The 18860-nt window shown below is 40.4% G+C and carries 16 protein-coding genes and 6 tRNA genes; 17 read left to right on the forward strand and 5 right to left on the reverse strand.

The annotated features are described in order from the left end of the window. Positions 1–79: 79 nt before the first annotated feature. Entirely contained in the window at positions 80–1402 is a 1323-nt protein-coding gene (locus CXF88_RS10400; RefSeq protein ID WP_101086778.1) for a Na+/H+ antiporter family protein, read from the reverse strand. A gap of 390 nt (positions 1403–1792) precedes the next feature. On the opposite strand from CXF88_RS10400, the gene CXF88_RS10405 reads away from it, so the two are divergent. Beyond that, a complete protein-coding gene (locus tag CXF88_RS10405; RefSeq protein WP_011636928.1) occupies positions 1793–2398 on the forward strand; it encodes a peroxiredoxin C in 606 nt (201 codons plus the stop codon). Between the two features lie 124 nt (positions 2399–2522). Here the strand turns inward: CXF88_RS10405 and rnt are convergent, their stop codons facing one another. Continuing rightward, positions 2523–3188 carry a ribonuclease T gene (gene rnt / locus CXF88_RS10410; protein WP_101086779.1) on the reverse strand — a complete coding sequence of 222 codons (666 nt, stop codon included), beginning with the start codon at positions 3186–3188 and terminating at the stop codon, positions 2523–2525. Positions 3189–3375: 187 nt separating this feature from the next. Between rnt and CXF88_RS10415 the strand changes: the two genes are divergently transcribed. From CXF88_RS10415 to CXF88_RS10490, 15 genes are all read left to right on the forward strand, one after another. Further along, complete coding sequence (locus CXF88_RS10415; protein WP_101086780.1) at positions 3376–4245, forward strand: OmpA family protein; 870 nt, start codon at positions 3376–3378, stop codon at positions 4243–4245. A 1305-nt stretch (positions 4246–5550) separates the two neighbouring features. Beyond that, entirely contained in the window at positions 5551–5952 is a 402-nt protein-coding gene (ybgC, locus tag CXF88_RS10425; RefSeq protein ID WP_101086782.1) for a tol-pal system-associated acyl-CoA thioesterase, read from the forward strand. Further along, entirely contained in the window at positions 5942–6631 is a 690-nt protein-coding gene (tolQ, locus tag CXF88_RS10430; protein ID WP_101086783.1) for a protein TolQ, read from the forward strand. Before ybgC ends, tolQ begins: the two co-directional genes overlap by 11 nt. Continuing rightward, a complete protein-coding gene (gene tolR, locus CXF88_RS10435; protein WP_101086784.1) occupies positions 6631–7059 on the forward strand; it encodes a protein TolR in 429 nt (142 codons plus the stop codon). The genes tolQ and tolR overlap by 1 nt, the downstream gene beginning before the upstream one ends. After that, complete coding sequence (gene tolA / locus CXF88_RS10440; RefSeq protein WP_101086785.1) at positions 7060–8022, forward strand: cell envelope integrity protein TolA; 963 nt, start codon at positions 7060–7062, stop codon at positions 8020–8022. Positions 8023–8065: 43 nt separating this feature from the next. Further along, positions 8066–9394, forward strand: a complete 1329-nt coding sequence (gene tolB / locus CXF88_RS10445) for a Tol-Pal system beta propeller repeat protein TolB (protein ID WP_011636935.1) — start codon at positions 8066–8068, stop codon at positions 9392–9394. Between the two features lie 23 nt (positions 9395–9417). Beyond that, positions 9418–9954: a peptidoglycan-associated lipoprotein Pal gene (gene pal / locus CXF88_RS10450; protein WP_101086786.1), complete on the forward strand. Its 537-nt coding sequence runs from the start codon at positions 9418–9420 to the stop codon at positions 9952–9954. A 55-nt stretch (positions 9955–10009) separates the two neighbouring features. Continuing rightward, a complete protein-coding gene (ybgF, locus tag CXF88_RS10455; RefSeq protein WP_059745509.1) occupies positions 10010–10747 on the forward strand; it encodes a tol-pal system protein YbgF in 738 nt (245 codons plus the stop codon). Between the two features lie 358 nt (positions 10748–11105). Continuing rightward, positions 11106–11181, forward strand: a tRNA-Lys gene (locus CXF88_RS10460). Positions 11182–11267: 86 nt separating this feature from the next. Continuing rightward, positions 11268–11343: transfer RNA gene (locus CXF88_RS10465), tRNA-Lys, on the forward strand. A 167-nt stretch (positions 11344–11510) separates the two neighbouring features. Beyond that, positions 11511–11586, forward strand: a tRNA-Lys gene (locus tag CXF88_RS10470). A gap of 42 nt (positions 11587–11628) precedes the next feature. After that, positions 11629–11704 (forward strand) — tRNA-Lys (locus CXF88_RS10475). A 125-nt stretch (positions 11705–11829) separates the two neighbouring features. Continuing rightward, a tRNA-Lys gene (locus CXF88_RS10480) sits at positions 11830–11905 on the forward strand. A 206-nt stretch (positions 11906–12111) separates the two neighbouring features. After that, a tRNA-Lys gene (locus tag CXF88_RS10485) sits at positions 12112–12187 on the forward strand. A 601-nt stretch (positions 12188–12788) separates the two neighbouring features. Beyond that, positions 12789–13940, forward strand: a complete 1152-nt coding sequence (locus CXF88_RS10490) for a DcaP family trimeric outer membrane transporter (protein WP_101086787.1) — start codon at positions 12789–12791, stop codon at positions 13938–13940. Between the two features lie 67 nt (positions 13941–14007). Here CXF88_RS10490 and CXF88_RS10495 read toward each other — a convergent pair whose 3' ends face one another. Both CXF88_RS10495 and CXF88_RS10500 read right to left on the reverse strand, forming a co-directional pair. Continuing rightward, the gene (locus CXF88_RS10495; protein ID WP_011636939.1) at positions 14008–14268 is read right to left on the reverse strand and encodes a GrxA family glutaredoxin; all 261 of its coding nucleotides are present in this window, start codon (positions 14266–14268) and stop codon (positions 14008–14010) included. A 79-nt stretch (positions 14269–14347) separates the two neighbouring features. Further along, positions 14348–16099 (reverse strand): DEAD/DEAH box helicase, encoded by a 1752-nt coding sequence (locus CXF88_RS10500; protein ID WP_101086788.1) that lies wholly within the window; start codon positions 16097–16099, stop codon positions 14348–14350. A gap of 246 nt (positions 16100–16345) precedes the next feature. On the opposite strand from CXF88_RS10500, the gene CXF88_RS10505 reads away from it, so the two are divergent. After that, positions 16346–16747, forward strand: coding sequence for a hypothetical protein (locus CXF88_RS10505; RefSeq protein ID WP_101086789.1), 402 nt, complete (start codon positions 16346–16348; stop codon positions 16745–16747). A gap of 111 nt (positions 16748–16858) precedes the next feature. On the opposite strand, the gene acs is transcribed toward CXF88_RS10505, so the two are convergent. Next, positions 16859–18811, reverse strand: coding sequence for an acetate--CoA ligase (acs, locus tag CXF88_RS10510; protein ID WP_101086790.1), 1953 nt, complete (start codon positions 18809–18811; stop codon positions 16859–16861). Positions 18812–18860: the final 49 nt, after the last annotated feature.

An 18860-nucleotide genomic window follows, 5' to 3' on the forward strand; every position in this document is an offset into this window, starting at 1 on the left:
AGACCATAAAAACGGGAGCCTTTAATGAGGCTCCCGTTTTTATTTTTTATCTTGATAAGCCGTAGATATCTGTTGAATGTTAAAGCACCATCGCAGCAATCCAACCAAAAACAAGCAGTGGAATATTATAGTGAATAAACGTTGGGATCACGCTGTCGCGAATATGATCATGTTGCCCATCGGCATTAAGACCAGCTGTGGGACCTAGTGTCGAATCTGATGCTGGCGAACCCGCGTCACCAAGCGCTGCAGCGGTACCCACTAGCGCAATTGTTGCAGCGACAGAAAAACCAAAACTGAGCGCTAAAGGCACGTAAATAGTGGCAATAATGGGAATGGTTGAGAACGAAGAGCCAATTCCCATGGTGATCAATAATCCAACAATAAGCATCAGTAATGCGGCTAACGCTTTGTTGTCACCAATGATGTCACCTAGAGAGGTCACTAGTGTGCCAACTTCCCCGGTAGATTTAACTACTGCAGCAAAGCCTGCTGCTGCAATCATAATAAAGCCGATGCTGGCCATCATGTGCACACCTTGATTAAACAGGTCTTTGCTTACTTCGTGTTTAATGATTCCAGAAAAACGAAAGATAATAAATCCACTTAATGCACCAAATATCATCGAATCAGTTTGTAATTGAACAATTAAAGTGACCACTATTGCTGAGAGTGATATCACTAGGCTTTTTCGACTTATCGTGGTTTCAATATTGTCGCTTACCACTGGTTCTTCAATCATATATTGTCTAGGTTTGCGGTAACTAATAAATATTGCGGTGAGTAAACCTACAACCATGCCCATAGCAGGTAATAGCATTGCGTTAGGAATTTGTTCACGGATTGCATTTAGCCCATTTGTATTTAAATTTGCCAACAGGATATCATTGAGGAAAATACCGCCAAAACCGATGGGTAGAATCATGTACGTGGTGACCAAGCCAAATGTGAGAATACAGGCTATAAGACGGCGGTCGATATGTAGCTTTGAAATGACATGCAGTAATGGTGGAATAAGAATGGGTATGAAAGCGATGTGAATAGGCAAAATATTTTGTGATGAAACCGCCATCAATAATATTGTGACCAATAACAACCAACGTACAACTTGAGTATTACTACTATTAGGTTCTTTACCGAGTTTCTTTATAATTGAATGAGAAATCAATGTTGTTAAGCCTGAATGTGACAAAGCTGCTGCAAATGCACCAAGCAATGCGTAGCTTAGGGCTATTTGAGCGCCGCCGCCTAGGCCATCATTAAAGGCTGCAATTGTTTGATGAATATCTAATCCACCGACTAAACCGGCGACAACAGCACTGATGGTTAGTGAGACCACAACGTTAATTCGAATAAAGCTTAAAAACAGCATTAAGCAAACCGCGATAACAACCGCATTCATAATCATTTTTCTTAAAAGTAAGTGAGGCCGCTATTCTTGACTGTCTAGTGTCTATTTGTCCAGCGCATATCGCTTTTTTAGGTATTTTTTGCTGATAGTTAGCTCAGAATTATTTGCTGTTTAACATATGGTTGTTGATAGTGATGAGTGAAATCTTGTTATCAAATCATTTTGTCATATTTGAAACTTATTATTTAATGGGTCATCATGTTTTATTTTTCAGCAAGTAAACCAACTTTCATCTGAAATGACTTATAAGTCCGTTAATTTAGATGTATGGTATACGACTGATATAAGTCCCAACGGTATGGGTAATTGCTTGGTGGATCATCATTTTGCGATACGCATATACCGTTGTTGAGTGTTTAAGCCATTAAATGGAGATAGATAATGAGCGTATTAGTAGGCCGTCCAGCCCCAGATTTTACCGCAGCAGCCGTTCTTGGTTCTGGTGAAATTGTTGACACATTTAACCTTGCTACCGCAATTAAAGGTAAGCCTGCAGTTATTTTCTTCTACCCACTCGATTTTACTTTTGTATGCCCATCAGAGCTAATTGCTTTTGATCACCGTATGGAAGAGTTCACTAAACGTGGTGTTGAAGTGATTGGTGTTTCTATTGATTCACAGTTTACTCATAACGCATGGCGTAACACTCCAGTAGACAAGGGTGGTATTGGCCAAGTTAAGTACACTCTAGTTGCTGATGTTAAGCACGAAATTTGTAAAGCATACGACGTAGAGCATCCAGAAGCTGGTGTGGCTTTCCGTGGTTCTTTCTTAGTAGACAAAGAAGGCCAAGTTCGTCACCAAGTGGTTAACGATTTACCACTAGGCCGTAACGTTGATGAAATGATCCGTATGATTGACGCACTTCAGTTCCATGAAGAGCACGGTGAAGTTTGTCCAGCGGGCTGGTCAAAAGGCGAAAAAGGTATGACTGCAAGCACTGAAGGTGTTGCTGCATATCTAAAAGATAATTCTGACAAGCTATAATCTAGCAAGTTAGAGATAATAAAAAAGCTGCTTCGGCAGCTTTTTTATTGGATAAAATTAATACTTTGTTATCGCACTAGCCAAGTGAAGATGGCTGGCATGAGATCAAAGGGCTGAGTATTCATTATTCGTTTGCTGAGTCGGTATCATCTTCCACAGCCGCTAATGGCCAACCACCCAATGCTTTCCATCGATTGACTATAAGGCAAAATAGTTCGGCGGTACGTTCGGTATCATATAATGCTGAATGGGCTTCATTGTTGTCGAAATCGATCCCTGCCATTTTACAGGCTTTAGCTAATACTGTGTGTCCAATAGCCAGGCCTGCAAGTGTCGCGGTATCAAAGCTAGCAAAAGGATGAAAAGGAGAACGTTTTAAACCATTTCGTTCAATAGCCTTGTTAACAAAACCTAAATCAAAAGCGGCATTGTGCGCGACAATGATACTGCGATGACAATCTGCTGCTTTTTGGGCTTTTTTTACTTCTTTAAAAATCTCTAAAAAAGCGACTTTTTCGTCTACTGCACCACGAAGTGGATTAGTGGGGTCTATACCATTAAAAGCTAAAGCTGCAGGCTCTAAGTTCGCACCTTCAAAAGGCTCAATATGAAAATGAAGGGTTCTATCAAGTACAATGATCCCATCACTATTCATTTTTAGTAAGCTGACGGCAATTTCAAGCAACGCATCGGTATTAGCATTAAACCCAGCAGTTTCGACATCGATAACAACAGGGAAATAACCACGAAATCGGTGTTTAAACTTATTAGCGTCGCAAATATCAGTCATTACAGTTTTTATCCTCAATAGCTATCATTCATCGGTGCAAATGATATAAGCCGAGTATTATGCGCAAACTCAAGCGCAGTGTCATGTTTGATTGTGGTTTTTATCATCGATTAAACATGATTGTTTACTAAAGGAACTGACTTTATGGCCGATAGAACAAATGTAATCGGGTATAAAGGGTGGTTTTATGTGGCGAAAACTGATGGTCCTCACAAGTTTGTGTCTTTGCTCAACGGCTAATGCCGATTTGAGGCACTACGTTGCGTCACTGGAAAACTCAGCATGGCGTATCGGTGAGAACAATCCGATAGAATGCCGTCTTGAACATGATATTCCTGACTATGGGCGTGCTGTGTTTACCAGTAATGCCGGTAAAGAGCTAAATTTACATTTTACGTTAGATATGTGGTTAAAACCTGATTCGGTGACCAACGCGACATTAATTAGTCGAGCCCCTAGTTGGCGTCCTGGACACAATTCTAAAGAAATCACTCAACTGACTTACAATAAGCAATTTAATGGTGAAGTACCCAAAAAAGCCGCTTGGTCGATGTTGAATGAATTGAGTCAAGGAATGGAGCCCACGTTTTATTATGCGGATTGGTATAATCACAACGCTAAAATTGCCGTGGGATTGTCGTCAGCTAATTTTGGCGGTAAATACCGTGAATTTCGCGCCTGCTTGGCTAATTTACTGCCTTACAGTTTTGATGATATTGCTTTTACAGTGTTAAATTACCAAGAAGGCGGGGTAGAGCTGACTCGTTTTTCTACCCAACAATTACAGAAAATACAGCGTTATTTGTCTTATGACCCTGAAGTCGAGCTTGTACTGATTGATGCTTACACCGACAGTTACGGTGGACGCTCGGTTAACCAAAAGGTGTCAGATAAACGTGCGGATTCAGTGAAAGATATTCTCATTGCTAGTGGTATTCCTAAAGATCGGATTCATACATCGGGTCATGGTGAAAAACGCCATGTAACAGGCAATGATCTTGCAGAAGAACGTAAGATGAACCGCAGAGTCGTGATTAAAATAACCAAGCCTATATAAACCCATTCATGTATCACTCACTGCTCAGCCATGGGCAGTAGTCCTTATTACTGGATATGATTGAGATATCAATTTACTTGAGTCAGCTATTTTTCTAATAAATAGTATTGATACGATAGCCAAAGTCTCCCTGTGTTTATCAGTCTGCTTTACTCGGCATTTATTCAACATTCGTAACACTAAATTGAGCCAAATCGACAATACTCTTTTATAAATGAACCATCGTTCCTTTAAGAGCCTAATCAATAAAACATGTAAGGGTATTTTGCGTGGTGATCATTTGAAAGGGTTCAACCTATCAGTAGCGCTCGAATTTACAATTTTTTTCGCAAAGCTTCTCATTTGGGTTTATAAAGATGCTAAAAAAAAGGTAAAAAAAACCCACTTAATCCAAGTGGGCTAAATAATTTGCAATCAACAAATTTAAGGAAGGAAGTCAAGCATAAGAACTAGGGATAACTGAGGTATTGGGTTACATCAGTTTGGAGTTCTTGGTTTTCAACATCTGAATCAGATGTGTCCTGAAAACAAGGCAATAATAGAATGTATACACTAATCTGACAAACTAGAAAAATTAAGCGTTATCATTAGTAAAGCTAATGCTTTGTGGCGGTGGTGATATGTTATTTATACTCTAATCGTCTTATATAGCGCTTTATTAGGTTATTACTTATTTTTTATGCATAACTATTCGGATTAGTTAATTAGGCGACAATAATATTTAACAAATAGTATATATCCCGTCATGCTGTAAAGTCTGCTTACTCCTTTTAATATGTTAAATATTACTCTACACCACTATGAATATGATTATTCTACCCATATTTAAGGTGGGATTTTACGGTTATCTCTTCTTGATGTTTAACACACAGCATATGGTCATCAAGACGAGTAAGATAATGCTATTAACTTAACAATTGATAATGTATTTGCTAAAAAGAGGTTGCTGAATTTTACCGGCTTAACATTTATTCACGTTTACATTTTGCAAAGTGTGCGATGGTAAGGGGGATTCGCAGTTTACTTTTACCTGATTATTGTCTTTTTGTGAGCTTTAGGCCGTAAAAGTAGGCTGTTGTTACCAGGAAAAATTCTATTTATATGGCATGTTTTGTTTAATAAATTGTTAAATTTTTGGGTAAACACATTAATAAAGCTTCATCTCTTACAGTTCCTGAGGTTTTTAGTGTGTTTTAGCGCATTTTGAGCAAAATAAAGTCTGCTTTTCCCTCGGTACAATATTCACAAGCGTGTTGGTACTCGGTATAGTAAGCCAACTTTTACAACCTAAAAATTGATGTTCAGATTATGTTTGTTTGGCCTATTTCAATCTATTACGAAGATACCGATGCCGGCGGTGTTGTGTACCATTCGAATTACTTAAAATTTTTTGAACGAGCCCGAACGCAATGGTTAAAAGCAATGGGTGTTCGCCAAGCTGAACTGTTGGCAGAAGATATTGCTTTTGTCGTCAAACATGCAGAATTAGATTTTCGTAAAGCTGCAAAATTTGAACAGGATTTCGTGGTTGAATCCAAGGTTATAGAATTAAAAAAAGTGTCGTTGGTATTTCACCAGCGCCTAGTTGATCATCAAGGTGATTGCTATTGTGAAGCGACTGTTGTTGTCGCGTGTATATCTTTATCACGTATGCGTCCCCGTGCTATTCCCCTAAATATTGTTCAGGAGTTTGACAGTGCACGCTGAAATTTCATTTATTGGTTTGTTTTTAGAAGCCAGTGTGTTGGTAAAGTTAGTTATGCTGACCTTGTTGGCATTATCGATTGCCTCATGGGCAGTGATCATTCAACGCAACAAATTATTAGGCTCTGCAAGAGTTAAGTCATTACGTTTTGAAGAAACGTTTTGGTCTGGTGTTGATTTAAATCGTCTTTACAAAGAATTAATTGCGCGTGGTAGTGCTATCTCTGGTTTAGAATCGATGTTTGTGGCTGGTTTCAAAGAATATACTCGTTTGAGCAAAGTAAACAGTAAAGCTCCTGAAGCGGTTATGGATGGAACGTCTCGAGCAATGCGAGTGAGTTTGTCGCGCGAAATGGAGAAACTTGAAAACCATTTACCGTTATTGGCAACGATTGGTTCAACCAGTCCATACATTGGCTTGTTTGGTACGGTATGGGGAATTATGAATTCCTTTATTGCACTGGGCGCGGTAGAAAATGCCACATTGGCAATGGTTGCACCTGGTATTGCAGAAGCATTGATTGCAACTGCAATGGGCTTGTTTGCTGCAATACCTGCCGTTATTGGTTATAACCGTTTTACAACGCAAGTTGATAAAATTGAAATGAGTTATGCTAACTTTATGGAAGAATTCTCCAACATATTGCAACGTCAAGCGTATAGCGAGAAGGAAGCTGTTTAATGTATCAGCGTAAACGTCGTCGTCCAGTTGCAGAAATCAACGTGGTACCTTACATCGACGTGATGTTGGTGTTGTTGATTATTTTTATGGTGACAGCGCCTATTGTATCGCAAGGAGTCAAAGTAGAATTGCCTCAAGGTAATGCGGAGTCGTTGCCACCTGATAGTAAGCCTCCTATCGTTGCATCGATTGATGCAGAGGGACAATATTTTTTGAATATCGGCAGTAGTTCTAACTCTGAAGTTATGGACTTAGAGCAAGTATCAACTGAAGTTGGAGCATTAATCCAACTTGAACCGTTAAGGCCAGTGGTTGTAAAAGCGGACCGCACGATACCTTATGAAAGCGTTATTCAATTAATGATTAGCTTGCAAGGTGCTGGTGTGCCTGCCGTAGGGCTAATGACCGATTCACCAAAGGAGAAATAGGTGGCTGGAAATTCAGATTTAACCGTACCAGTTTCTATTTCTGCTGGTATTCATATTGGATTTATCGTCATTCTTGCTTTAGGCATTAGTTTTGATGATAAGCCCAAGCAAATGCAAACGGCAGCAGCAAGTGCACCTGCCGTTCAAGCAATTGTAATTGATCAACAGAAAGTGAATGACAGAGTTGAGCAATTAAAGAAACAAAAGCAAGATGTGGCCCAGCAAGAAAAAGCCCGTCAAGCAGAACTAGAACGTAAAGCATCAGAAGCTCGCCGTGAGCGTGAACGTGAACAAGAAAAAATTAAAACTTTAGAGATCCAGCGTAAACAAAAAGAGCAGGAAACTCAAAAGGCTAATGATGCCGCTAAAGCCGCTCAGGCAAAGCAAGTGCTAGAAAAAGAGCGAGCAGATAAAGCTGAAGTAGTACGCAAGCAAAAAGAACAAGAGCAAAAAGCTTCTGAGGACGCAGCTAAGAAAGCCGCTGAAAAACGTAAGCAAGAAGAGGCTGCTGCGAAAAAAGCTCAAGAAGAGCGTCAACGTGCTGATGATGAACGTAAGCGTAAAGAAGATGCTGAGCGTAAACGTAAAGCAGAAGCTGATACTAAAGCGCGCCAAGAACGTGAAATGGCAGAGGCTATGGCTGCTGAACAAGATTCACTTTCTAAAACACGTAACAAGCAAGTGTTGTCAGAAGTTGATAAATATAAGGCCATGATTATTGCCACTATTCAACGAAATTTAGTTGTTGATGAGTCAATGCGTGGGAAAAGCTGCAGGGTCTTTATTCGTCTAGCGTCAGATGGTTTTGTCACAACAAGCCAAACGTTAGATGGTGATCAGGTAGTTTGTCGAGCAGCCAAAGCGTCGATAAATAAAGCGGGACGGTTACCAGTATCGCCTGAACCGGCTGTTTATCAGCAATTAAAAGAAATTAATTTAACCGTTTCACCGGAATTTAATTAATATCAATCGTATTTAATGATGGAATGGAGTTAAAAGGAGTCGCATGAATAATTTGGCTAAATGGCTAACACTGGTATTAATAGTGTTAACTACACCCGCTCGCGCAGCGTTAGATATTGTGATTACAGAAGGGGTTGATGCAGCAAGACCGATTGCTGTTGTACCTTTTGTATGGCAAGGTCAAGGTCCAGCTCCTGCATCTATTTCTGATGTGGTAGCATCTGATTTGTCTCGCAGTGGTACATTTAAGACACTTGATGTGCGTGCATTGCCACAATCAACTATTTCGTCTGTAAATGGATTTACTGCTCAAAATTGGGCTAATGTAGAAGCGGAAGCGCTTGTGGTTGGTACGGTTAAGCCATATGGCGCCGATCAATATTTAGTGAGTTTTGAGCTGATTGATTTAGTCAAAGCACAACTTCAAGCGGGTAAAGGGCCTCAGAATAACAATGAGTTATTACTTGAAAGCCGTGAAACGGTTATTAGCGCAAACCAATTTAGACAGTACAGCCACCGTATCAGTGATATTGTGTATGAAAAGCTCACCGGCATTCGTGGTGCATTTTTAACTCGTATTGCATATGTTGTGGTTAAACAAGGTCAAAAAGCGCCTTACCATCTAATGATTGCGGATTACGATGGCTACAATGAACAAATGTTACTACGTTCACCAGAGCCATTGATGTCACCAACGTGGTCTCCTGATGGTCGTCGTTTAGCTTATGTGAGTTTTGAAAATAGAAAAGCTGAAATCTTTGTTCAAGACATTTACAGCCAAACTCGTACATTAGTGAGTAGTTTTGACGGTATTAATGGTGCACCAGCATTTTCTCCTGATGGGAAAAAATTAGCTGTTACACTGTCAAAAGATGGCCAACCAGAAATTTATGTCGTCGATATTGCGACTAAAGCAACTCGACGTATTACAGAGCATTACGCAATCGATACTGAACCTTCTTGGTTCCCAGACGGTAAATCAATTTTATTTACCTCTGAACGTGGTGGGAAACCACAGTTATATCGCGTAAGTTTAGATACAAATAAAGTCTCGCGTATGACTTTTGAAGGTGAATGGAACCTAGGCGGTTCAATTAGCCCAGACGGTCGTAGTATGATTTTTGTAAACCGTACTAACGGTAAATTCCATATTGCTAGAATGGATCTTGCAACACGCTTTATGCAGGTGCTTTCATCAACTCAACTTGATGAATCACCAAGTGTTGCTCCAAATGGCACTATGGTTATCTACGGTACAACCCATCAAGGTAAACAAGTGTTAGCTGCTGTTTCTATGGACGGCAGATTTAAAGCAAGATTGCCTGTCGGCCAGGGCGAGGTGAAGTCACCAGCATGGTCTCCGTTTCTCTAAATAGATATTGATAAGGATTTAAAATGGATCTGAATAAGTTGTTTAAAGCTATGTTGGTTGCAGTTCCGCTTATGGCACTGGGTGCCTGTAGCTCAACTTCAGACTCTGAAACTGACGCTAACGGTTCTATGAGTGGTACTGGTAGTGAATACGGTAATGGTGGTATTGAAACTGGTGGTGTAGCTCCTGTACTGAGCTCTGCAGAACAGCAGCGTTTAAAAGAACAAGAATTACGTCGTCAAAATATCATTTACTTCGACTTTGATCGCAGTGAAGTTCAAAGTGAAAATGCTGAGATCATTCAAGCTCATGGTAACTATTTAGTTGAGCATCCAAATGTTCGAGTGTTGATTGAAGGTCATGCTGATGAACGTGGTACTCCAGAATACAACATCGCACTAGGCGAACGTCGTGCTAAAGCGGTTGCTAAGTATTTACAAGGTATGGGTGTACAACCTAGCCAAATGAGCATCGTGAGCTACGGCGAAGAAAAGCCATTAGATTATTCACGTAACGATACTGGTTTTGCTAAAAACCGTCGTGGTGTGTTAGTTTACTAAAGCGTAAGAAGTGTAAGGCCAACCGTTATCGGTTGGCCTTTTTTAGGAGATAAAAATGAAACTAGCCATATTAGTTGCGGCGATGTTCTTTACAACGGCCACGGCTTTTGCTGCACCAGCACCGGTTTCGGATGCATCTGGTGGTTCAAATGATGACAGAATTTCAAGATTAGAACGCATCATTAAAGCAAAGCAACAAGGCGAATTCGACATGCAACGTCGTATGGATGCATTGCAAAATGAAGTGTTAGATTTAAGAGGCATTACTGAGCAACAAAATTATCAAATGAATCAGATGTTACAGCGTCAACGACAGCTGTACGAGGAAATTGCTAATCTTACTGCTAAGTCATCAACCCCAGCAGCGCCAGCTCAAGCTGATGCCACTACGGTTGCCGCAGCCAGTTCAACGTTAGGTGAAACAGGAAGCTATGAGGCCGCCGTTAACTTGGTTCTTAAAGAACGCAAGTATGATGAAGCCATTCCTGCTTTTCGTAGTTTTATATCGACATACCCAGAATCTAATTATGCAGCTAATGCAAACTATTGGTTAGGCCAATTGTTGTACAATAAAAGTGAGTACAATGATGCGAAACAAGCTTTTAGTACAGTTGTCAGTAAATTTGCAGATTCAAATAAGCGTGGCGATAGTTTAGTTAAGCTTGGCATGATTGCAGAAAAAGAAAATGACTCTGCGGGTGCAAGAGCACTGTATAACAAAGTCTTAAAAGAGTACGCAGATAGTGCCTCCGCACGCCTTGCACAACAGCAATTATCAGCATTGAAAGGCTAATTAAGCCAAAAAACAGCCTCTTAGTCTGTTTTTCATGCAAACAACAAGAAATTATAAATTTGGGCTTGCATGAGAAATTGAAAAAGGTATTATAGGCGCCCTCAGAACGGCAGAGCCTTCTGGGGTGTGTTGATGTGATAATAACTTAGTCTACAGTTACTGTAATATGAGTTGTTATTAACAAACAACAAAATGGGATGATAATTTAACAAGACTTGAAATATAGGCAGTTTGTTTCATTCCAGTAAGAACCTTAAGTTCTTGCAAAACAAAGATGGGTCGTTAGCTTAGTTGGTCTTGAAATAGAGACAGTTGGCTTTTGTTCCAGTAAGAATATCAGTTCTTGCAAAACCAAGATGGGTCGTTAGCTCAGTTGGTAGAGCAGTTGGCTTTTAACCAATTGGTCGAAGGTTCGAATCCTTCACGACCCACCACTTTTTAAATCGTGGTTAAAGAATTTAAATGTTATAAAATGGGGCATTCACTCCAGTAAGAATATCAGTTCTTGCAAAACCAAGATGGGTCGTTAGCTCAGTTGGTAGAGCAGTTGGCTTTTAACCAATTGGTCGAAGGTTCGAATCCTTCACGACCCACCACTTTTTAAATCGTGGTTAAAGAATTTAAATGTTATAAAATGGGGCATTCACTCCAGTAAGAATATCAGTTCTTGCAAAACCAAGATGGGTCGTTAGCTCAGTTGGTCTTGAAATAGAGACAGTTGGCTTTTGTTCCAGCAAGAGTATGAATATCGCAACACCAAGATGGGTCGTTAGCTCAGTTGGTAGAGCAGTTGGCTTTTAACCAATTGGTCGAAGGTTCGAATCCTTCACGACCCACCACTTTTAAATCGTGGTTAAAGAATTTAAATGTTATATCAAGATGGGTCGTTAGCTCAGTTGGTAGAGCAGTTGGCTTTTAACCAATTGGTCGAAGGTTCGAATCCTTCACGACCCACCACTTTTTAAATCGTGGTTAAAGAATTTAAATGTCATATCAATATGGGTCGTTAGCTAAGTTGGTCTTGAAATAGAGACAGTTGGCTTTAGTTCCAGTAAGAATATCAGTTCTTGCAAAACCAAGATGGGTCGTTAGCTCAGTTGGTAGAGCAGTTGGCTTTTAACCAATTGGTCGAAGGTTCGAATCCTTCACGACCCACCACTTTTTAAATCGTGGTTAAAGAATTTAAATGTCATATCAAGATGGGTCGTTAGCTCAGTTGGTCTTGAAATAGAGACAGTTGGCTTTTGTTTCAGTAAGAATATCAGTTCTTGCAAAACCAAGATGGGTCGTTAGCTTAGTTGGTCTTGAAATAGAGACAGTTGGCTTTTGTTCCAGCAAGAGTATGAATATCGCAACACCAAGATGGGTCGTTAGCTCAGTTGGTAGAGCAGTTGGCTTTTAACCAATTGGTCGAAGGTTCGAATCCTTCACGACCCACCACTTTCTCTGTTATTCCCTCACTATTATTTCTAAATCATCACAGAATACCAGACTTATCATTGGCTAAAATAGCTCGGTATATTTTCAGATGTTTAAATCTGGATAGTTTGTTTTAATTAGGTTTTGCAAAATCAAGATGGATCGTCAGTTCAGTTACTCTGTGTGAAATCAACTGCTGCCGTTGACTTTTGAATCATTTCCCCAATGTTTAAACCTTTCATCACCCACTATTTTACTCCTTTAGTTATGTCCTCTAATAATCCCTTTTATCAACGTTAAATCTTATTATTACGTTACAAGATTTGTATAGCGTTCGATGATTATATTCCAGCGAGCCTAAGATGCTATACGAAACCAATCCAGGTCGTAACTGGTCGATGTATTTTGTTATCAGCTTATTTAGCGTTTAATTTCTTATAAATCTTTAGTGTCCAAACTCATCAAGATCTACATTGTATTAAACAACATCTTGTTTTCGAAGTAGTCTATTTATTAGTTTTTGCTTGTCTACTTTTGTCTCATAGACCTATTGCTAATGTTACATGACTGTTAATTGGCTCATATTGCTCAAGATTAGAACAATATCAATAGGGAGATAATAATGAAAAAGCAAAAACTCAGTCTTTATGTTGCAGGCGCGTTATTGGCGATGAGTGGGGGAGCTCAGGCTGCTACAGATATGACTTTTGGTGGTTACATTAAAGCCGATGTGATGTTTAGTGATTATGGCAATGGGGCGCCAGATTCAGGTTCGTTATCTCGTCAGTTTTATGTGCCAGGCACTATTTATGGTACGACGGGTAATGGTAAGCAAGTAGTCGACTTTCAAGCTCGTGAATCACGTTTTAATTTTAAGACGGTTACTGATGTTGAAGGGCATACACTGACTGGTTTTATTGAACTGGATTTTATGACGCATACAGATGGTAATGAACGAGTTTCTAATAGTTACTCTCCACGTATTCGCCATGCATTTGTAAGTTATGACAATTGGACTGTAGGGCAAACGTGGACTACTTTCCAAAACCCTGGTGCTTTACCGGAAAACCTAGACTTTGTCGGTGCGGCTGATGGAACACCGTTTGTGAGACAATCACAACTACGTTATACCAGTGGCAATTGGCAGTTCTCAATTGAGAATCCTGAAACAACTGTGACGCCATTGAGCGGCGGTGGTCGAATTACTAGTGGCAGTGGCGTTGTTCCTGATTTTGTTGGTCGCTATAACTTTAGTGCTGCCAGTGGTTCTGCATTTTCAGTTGCGGCGATTGTAAGGCAATTAGATCTAGAGCAAGTTGTTGGTACCACAACGTATGACACATCAGAACTAGGTTATGGTGTCAGTTTCGCGGGTGTTATTCCTGTCGGTAAAGATGACTTCAAATTTACTGCAACTTACGGGGAAGGGTTAGGTCGTTATATGGCGCTAAATTATGCCAACGCTGGCGTGCTTGATACCAATGGGGAAATTCAAGCGATTAAATCATTTGGTGGTTTTGTGTCATATCGTCACTGGTGGTCGGAGCAATGGCGTTCTAGTGTGACGTTCTCAGGTTTTAGCGCAGATAATGATGTGGCGCTTACCGGTGGTGCAGTTAATAAAGAGGCTTACTCTGGTTACGTTAACTTATTGTTTTCACCTTCAAAGCCACTAACATTTGGGGTTGAGTTTATGCATGCCTTAAATGAACGTGAAGACGGTTCTGATGGCGACCTAAATCGGATTATGTTTTCGGCGAAATATGCTCTTTAGTATTTGAGCAGATAACAAAAAGGCAACCAGATCGGTTGCCTTTTTAGTTTAAATTTAAGAAGCTTACTTAATTGAGTAAGTTGTTTTGACGAACATAAGCTTCAAATTCGGTGCAACCACCAATAGGTTGTTCATCAACAAAGATTTGTGGAACAGTTTCTACCGTTTTACCCACACTTTTTGATAAATCCGCTTTAGTGATGCCTTCGGCATGAATATCAATATATTTGAATTTAAAATCTTCACTTTGCGCCGCTAACTTTTCTGATAATTCAACAGCTCGAACACAATATGGGCAACCTGGGCGGCCAAAAATAACTACAAACATGGTGACTCCTGTTTAATGATATGGCCAATTTATACCATAAGTACTTTTCAAATCATAATTCAACGCAATTAATTTTGTTTTAACTCATATCGATTTTATATTTGCCTTGATAGTCAAAAAATGAATCAACTAAATCCCAACGATGTTTGTTTTTTTTCAGTAATAATAAATCGGGTTTTCTGAATCGAGTTTGATCCGCCAATACATCAGTGACTTTCTTATATTGAGGATGGGGAATACCTGGCGTGCGGGTATGACTGAGAACATATACCGCATAAAAAGCTTTTCGTTGTGCTGGTGTCGCGAAGTTAAACGTTTGCTTAAAATCATTACCTTCAATGTCAATGTATTGAATAAGCAACTTATTGTCTTGATCGTGCAACAACATTTGCTCACATTTAAATAAATGATGATGCTGAGCATTAAGTACTTGTTTTAGGCGTTTATCGGGATCAATTAAGGTCGATTGGCAGCTATGACAAATGCGAGCCGCGATATCATTCTCCGCTCCACAGTCTGGGCATGATTTTGATCGAAATCTAAAATCACACTGTTGTTGCTCATTGATTAATCCTTGGCAGCGTCTGCCATAATGTTCAACAATATCACCATCGCCATCCACTAGGCCCCAAAAAGTATTAGCAAATTGACACACAGGACAATGCACTTGTACTGGCACTGATTTGCTATTGGGTTTGGCTTGACCGACTTCTGGGTAAAATAAGTCGTAACCATTAGCCGCATAATCAATGACTAAACAATCTGCTTTATTGGGAGCTAAACGTAACCCTCGGCCAATCATTTGTTGGAATAGGCTCACCGATGCAGTGGGACGCAAAATTGCGATAAGGTCGACGTGAGGAGCATCGAAGCCTGTGGTTAATACGGCAACGTTAACAATGTATTTGAGGTTCTGGGCTTTAAAGCGATGGATGATGTCATCACGTTCGTTATGTGGCGTTTGAGCGGTAATTGAGGCGGCATCGTTGTCTAACAGAGTCATGATTTCATTGGCATGTCTGACCGTAGCTGCAAAAATTAAAATACCTTTTCGGCATTCGGCAAGTTGTTTTACTTGCTTGATAATTGCAGTGGTTGCTCGTCCCTGATGATGCAATAAAGAATCGATTTCCATTTGTGGGTATTCACCACTGTCATGCGCCACCAGTTCACTAAAATCATATTGCGCACTCAACCCGTCAAAAATGGTCGGTTTGGTTAGGTAACCTTTCTTGATTAATGGTCGCATTGGGAGTTCAAAAATGCATTTTTCGAATACAGGTTTATCAGTATTACCTACTTTCCCATGATAATGGTGCCGATAAATCCAGCCTAAACCTAAACGATAAGGCGTGGCGGTTAGCCCAAGCAGTTTAATGTCAGGATTACGCGCTTTAAGGTGCGTGAGCAGTTGTTGATATTGACTGGTAGACTCATTACTGACTCGATGACATTCATCAATGATCACTAATGAAAATGCTTGAGTGAATTTTTCTAGGGCGCGAGCGGCCGATTGAACACTGGCTACCACGGTTTTGCCATTAGCCTTTTTTTGATTTAATCCTGCTGAATAGATATTGGCCTCTTGGGTGAGCAAACCCACTTTTTCAGCATTTTGAGCGACTAATTCCTTTACATGGGTTAGCACCAGCACATTACCATTAGCAATACGTGCCAGTTCGGCAATGACAATACTTTTTCCCGCACCGGTAGGTAACACTAACACCGCTGATTGTTGGCTGTGCTTGAAATGAGCGATAGCCGCATCAACTGATTGCTGCTGATAGTCGCGTAAGGTGATATTTCCGGGTTGAGTAGATGAATGTTTCACGTTATCGAGTAGTGTTATTTTGGTTTATACAAAGCTTAACATAGCCAATGATTGATAGACCATGATGTTTTAAATGCGTTAAATAAATCAATTGGTCATGGTTAAAGATGATAAATACACTGGGATGGTACTTTTTGCGTGTTAAGCGCTGTTTTTTTATATCAGTTGGTGTAGATTCATCTATTGAAATAAGATGATATTGATACTAATAAAAATGAAATTTATCACCATCAGGAAGAACACATTATGAAATTTTTATCGTTAGCCGCTCTGTTAATGGTTAGCCACCTCGCCGTTGCCGAAGAAGGTCTTGTCATTGGTTTATCTATTGAAGAAACGGTTAAGCATTCAGATGATGCTACTGCATCGGCTTCAAAAATTGTGATGGGATTAAATGAATCTGTGTCACTTAGTGTCGAAGGAGACTATGGCGTGACCATAGTGTCGACAGCAAATAGTGATAATAAGGTTAATTTGTTGATAAGTTTACGTGATGAATCTAATGATGGTGCGGATCTATTAGGTGACAAAGCCATAACGATTAAAGTGGGCCAATCAACGAGCTATAAAATGACTCTAAATGATCATTCATATAATGTCACCATTGATACTGCTTATGGCCCACAGCCTAAGGTTTCAGATAAATAAAAACGTCAATGAATCTTAATTTTTAGATAAAAAAAGCCCCTCAATCGAGGGGCGAAAAGAGAAATTGGTCAGGATTTCTCAGGGTGGATAGAACATCATAAGTTGATTTTATTACTCTGTTTTGTTTAAGCGAGACTCAATCAAGGTATCAATCACTGCAGGATCTGCCAGAGTAGAAGAATCACCTAAGTTAGTGACTTCATTAGCCGCAATTTTACGTAAGAATCGACGCATAATTTTGCCTGAACGCGTTTTAGGTAAACCACTTGCCCATTGGATAAGATCCGGGGTTGCAAGTGCACCAATTTCTTTACGAACCCATTGACGAAGTTCTTGACGTAACTCTTCTGTTGGCTCAATGCCACGAGTTAGGGTGACGTATGCATAAATGCCTTGGCCTTTAATGTCATGGGGGTAACCCACAACGGCCGCTTCAGCAACGAGTTCATGCGACACTAAAGCGCTTTCCACTTCAGCAGTACCTAAGCGATGTCCCGAAACGTTGATGACATCATCGACACGGCCTGTAATCCAATAATAGCCATCTTCATCACGACGCGCGCCATCACCGGTAAAATACATACCGCGGAATGTTTTAAAATACGTCAGCGCAAATCTATCGTGGTCACCGTACACTGTTCGCATTTGGCCTGGCCACGAGTCAAGGATAACTAGGTTACCTTCACCAGTGCCTTCAACAATATCACCCATGTTATCAACCAGTGCTGGCTGTACCCCAAAAAATGGTCGAGTCGCTGAGCCAGGTTTGGTATCAGTTGCGCCAGGTAATGGACTAATCAGAATGCCACCAGTTTCAGTTTGCCACCAAGTATCGACGATAGGGCAGTTCTCATGACCAATCACTTCATGGTACCAACGCCAAGCTTCTGGGTTTATCGGTTCACCCACAGAACCCATAATGCGCAATGAATCGCCTTTATAGCTACTAAAAGGTTCTTTACCTTCAGCCATTAATGCGCGAATTAAGGTTGGCGCGGTATACAGGATATTGACCTTATGTCGATCAATCATTTCACCTAATCGAGCTGGAGTAGGGTGATTAGGTACGCCTTCATGAATTAATACCGTGGCGGCATTAGCAAAAGGTCCATATACCATATACGAATGGCCAGTAATCCAGCCTACGTCGGCTGTACACCAATATACTTCGTCTGCTTTATAGTCAAACACGTATTCGTGTGTCATCGAGGCATATACCATATAACCGCCAGTAGTATGCAGCACACCTTTAGGGTTACCTGTAGAACCTGAGGTATAAAGCAAAAATAATGGATCTTCGGCGTTCATCTCTGCTGGTTGGCAAAATTCTGAAGCAACTTCCATGAGTGAATGCCACCAAACATCTCGGCCTTCAACCCAATCTACATCTCCACCAGTGCGCTTAAATACAATGACTTTTTCGACGCACGTAACATCAGGATTTGATATTGCTTCATCGATACTGCGTTTTAGAGGAATTTTACGGCCACCACGAACACCTTCGTCGGCGGTAATTAAGACTTTTGATTTTCCATCAATTACTCTTGCCGCTATCGAGTCTGGTGAGAAGCCACCAAATACCACTGAATGAACAGCACCAATGCGAGCACAAGCCAGCATCGCTACTGCAGCTTCAGGCACCATAGGCATGTAGATAGTGACGATATCGCCCTTATTAACCCCTTGGCTACGTAGCGCATTGGCAAACTTACACACTTGCGTATGCAGTTCTGCGTAAGTTAATTTGCGTTGTTCGTTGGCGTCATCGCCTTCCCAAATAATAGCAATCTTATCGCCGTGTTCTTCAAGGTGACGATCTAAACAATTGGCCGAGGCATTGAGCGTGCCATCATAAAACCAATTAATCGAAAGATTATGATCATCAAAAGACGTTTTCTTAATTTTGGTATAAGGTTTAATCCAATCAATACGTTTGCCGTGTTCTCTCCAGAAACCTTCTGGATTAATAATGGACTCCTGGTACATTTTCTTATATTGATCGTTATTAACCAGTGCGTTTTCTGCAATGTCACTAGGAACTTTGTAAAGAGACTGCGGGGTCATGGGGCTTCCCTTTCTAAAAATGGCGTGGTTAAAGTATCATCTGCAACGG

The organism is Shewanella sp. ALD9 (genome assembly GCF_002836315.1).
Classification (GTDB): domain Bacteria; phylum Pseudomonadota; class Gammaproteobacteria; order Enterobacterales; family Shewanellaceae; genus Shewanella.